The sequence below is a fragment of the Streptomyces sp. MnatMP-M17 genome, assembly GCF_900091995.1.
Taxonomy (GTDB): Bacteria; Actinomycetota; Actinomycetes; order Streptomycetales; family Streptomycetaceae; genus Streptomyces.
On record NZ_FMDK01001226.1, the window covers coordinates 1 to 3,277 of the forward strand.

The 3,277-nt window shown below is 69.7% G+C and carries 3 protein-coding genes; all 3 read right to left on the reverse strand.

Features of this window, described 5'->3' with window-relative positions:
- Positions 1-113: 113 nt before the first annotated feature.
- Positions 114-1,838, reverse strand: coding sequence for an ABC transporter substrate-binding protein (locus GA0115259_RS38065; RefSeq protein ID WP_093605186.1), 1,725 nt, complete (start codon positions 1,836-1,838; stop codon positions 114-116).
- Between the two features lie 215 nt (positions 1,839-2,053).
- The gene (locus tag GA0115259_RS43025; protein ID WP_345941103.1) at positions 2,054-2,152 is read right to left on the reverse strand and encodes an Ms4533A family Cys-rich leader peptide; all 99 of its coding nucleotides are present in this window, start codon (positions 2,150-2,152) and stop codon (positions 2,054-2,056) included.
- Positions 2,153-2,208: 56 nt separating this feature from the next.
- Positions 2,209-3,277: DUF3152 domain-containing protein (locus GA0115259_RS38070; RefSeq protein WP_107469429.1), on the reverse strand; the 1,069-nt coding region annotated here is incomplete at its 5' end.

Here is a 3,277-nt window from a genome sequence, read left to right on the forward strand (position 1 = left end):
GGCCGACGGGCGTCCGCGCAGCCGCCGCCAGGCCTGACGGGCGTCCGAGGCGGCGGGCACCGCGACCGCGGCACCCGCCTTCGCCCCGGACGCCGGCAGATCGGGAACCGTACTCACTTGACCGCGACCTGCGAGACGTCGAGGACTCCGGTCCAGTCACTGATGACGACGTTCTTGACGTCCTTGCCGTACAGCCGCTTGTAGACCGGGTGGAACAGCGGCACGTCGAGCGCCTGCTCGCCGATCTTCTTGTCGAGCGCGCCCCACCGCTCGGCCGCCGCGGCCAGATCGGTCAGCTTGTTGATCTCGTCGATCTCCTTGTTGACCGCAGGGTCGTCGAGCAGCGCGTGGTTGAAGTTGGCGCCGTCCGTGACGATCTGCCGGCCGTCGAAGATCGGCGCCAGGAAGGGACCGCCGGACGGCCAGTCCGCGCCCCAGCGGGAGAGGTAGAAGCCGGGCGACTTGGTGGCGCTCCAGCGTGCCTCGTTGAACGCGTTGGGCTCCAGGCCCACCAGCTTGACCGTGATCCCGGCCTGCTTGAGGGACTCCTGGACGGCGGTGGCGACCTCGGGGCTGGTCTCCCTGTTCTGCGCGGTGGAGTGCGTGAGCGAGATGGTCAGACCGTCGGCGTAACCGGCCTCCTTCAGCAGCTCCTTCGCCTTGGCCGGGTCGCCGGTCTTGCCCGCCGGGAAGTGGTCGTACGGCGTGTAGCCGAAGGCCTTCTGGTCGGGCAGGAAGGTGGTCGCGGGTTCGGCGAGCGCGGAACCGCCGGCCGCGTTGATCACACTGGTGCGGTTGATGGCGTACGAGATCGCCTGACGCACCTTCGGATTGTCGAACGGCTTCACCTTCGGGTTGAAGGCGAGGTAGTTGGTGTAGCCGAAGTGGCCGGTGCCGACGCGGGCCGCGAGCGCCTTGTCGCTGCTTGTCTGGGCGAGTTCGGCCGGGCCGAGGTTGGTGTCGGTGGTGACGGCCGCGGCGTCCGGGCCGGAGCTGGTGGACAGCCGCTGGTTGATCACGGCGGAGTCGAGGCCCGACTGCACATCGATGGTGTCCGGGTAGGCGTGCCGCTGGTCGTCGGTCTTCTCCGACCAGTTCGGATTGCGCTCCAGCAGCAGATGCCGGCCGTCGTCCTCGTTCTTGACGACCTTGTAGGGACCCGAGGAGACCGGGTGCTCCTCGTACTTGGCGCCGTCGTCCTTGGCCTTCGGCACCGGCGCGAACTGGGTCGCGGTGGCCAGGAACGGGAAGTCGCCCTCGGGCTTCCTGAGCTTGAAGACAATGGTCCTGTCATCGGGCGTCTCGATCGAGGCGAGGCCCTTCGGGTCCTTGTACGGGCCCTGGTAGTCGGCGCCGCCGACCAGCCAGTCACGCAGATAGGGCGCGCCGCCGGAGAGCTCGGCGGCGAAGGAGCGCTCCACGCCGTACTTGATGTCGGCGCTGGTGATCGCGGTGCCGTCCTCGTACTTCAGTCCCTCCTTGAGGGTGTACGTCCACTCCGTGGCGTCCGCGTTGGGACGCCCGGTGTCGGTGGCCAGGTCGGGCACGACCTTCGTACCGGCCGCGCCGTTCGCGCGGTTGCGGGTGGTGAGCGTACGGAAGACCAGCGAGGGAACGTTGCCGCCGCCGGAGGTGTAAAGGCGCGCCGGGTCGAAGTCGGTCTGCGGCTCGGTGTTCAGCACCGTGAGCTTGCCGCCCTTCTGCGGCTTGCCCTTGTCCGTGGCCGAGGCCTTGGCATCGTTGTCCTGAGGGCCCGAGCAGGCGGCTGCGCCCGCTGCCAGGACCAGGCTGACGGCTGCCGCGGCCAGGCGGCGGGTGTTGACGGACGGTTGACGCATCGGAAGAAAGCCTCTCGGTTGCTGCACGGAGAAAGTCGGACGGAACAGGAGCGAAGGAGCGAAGGCACTGAACGCTCGGTTTCCGCGCAGACGGCAGCGGTGGAGAGTGGTGGAGGTGGAGAGTGGTGCGCGCCGCGCCTGCGTATGGACGGAGGACGCCCAGGCGCGCGGATGTACGGCGGAAAAAGGACGGCCGACACGCGCTCGGGCAGGTGTCAGCGACAGTGGATGTCGGCCACGCAGAGCGCGGTCACGCCTATGAGCGCCAGCTCAATGGCGGCGCGGCCGAGTACGGCGGGGCGGTGGGGGGACATGCCGAGAAATATGAACGACCCCGCCGCCGATGTCAACGTGATGTGAGACAGGCATCTCAACTGCTGGGAAAGACCCATGGGTTGGGCCTGCACTTGATCCCGTCGATGTCCAGCGACTTCGTCTGCTGCTGCATCACGGGAGCGAGCGCTCCGGGCGTGCGGCAGATCACGTGGTTGTGTCCGAGCCGATGGCCGACCTCATGGTTGATCAGCATCTGGCGGTAGCCGAGCATCGCCTTGGCACCGAAGGTCTTCGCTCCCTGCGCCCAGCGGAAGGCGTTGATCATGACACGGTCGGTCGAGGCCGAGTCGCAGGACACATTGTCGACGGTGGTGTCCAGACCGGACTTGGCGCACCAGACGCCCGTGGTGCCGGGACTCGCCAGGGTGATCACGAAGTCGGGGCTGCCGCCGGAGATCCGCTCGAAGGTCATGGCGCCGTTGTGCGCCCAGCTCCGGTCGTCGTTGAGTGTCTTCTGGACGGCGTCCGCGAAGAGCTTTCCGTCCAGCCCGAGTCCGTCCTCGATGTCCACGCGGTAGCGGAACTTCTGGCCCTTGCCGGGCGCCTTGTCCAGGCCCGGTACGGCGGTGAACCGGCCCGAGGCCGTCAGCGCGGGATCGAGCGGGAACTGCCGGGTCATCAGCTCGCCGTAGGTGGCGGGCGCGGGAGCCGGCTCCTCCGGTTTCCCGGAGGACGGCGCGGCCCGGCCGTCCGAGCGGGAGGCGAACTCGTCGTCGGTGCGGTCGAGTCCCTCGGCGGGCCGCGCGCCGGACGGCTCCGCGCCACCGGTGACCTGTCCGGCCACGACGACCGCGAGCACGGTGGTCACCGCGGCGGCGGCGATACCGGTGAGGGCGCGGCCCTTGCCGGCTCTGGCGGGCTGGTCGGCGTCGGGATCGCCGGGTGTGCCCGGCGCGCCCTCGCCCGTGCCGACGGCCGTGCCCGCGCCGTCGTCACCGTCGCGACCGCCGGTGGTGGCTGGGGACGGCACGGGCGCGAACGGTGCGCTCTCGCGCAGGCCTGTACGGGAGCGAGGGGCGTCGAAGGCGTCGGCGTCGAACGCGTCTATGAACTCGCGTCGTGGGCCCGGGATCAGCGGCGCTCCGGTCCCGGGCGCCGCCGGG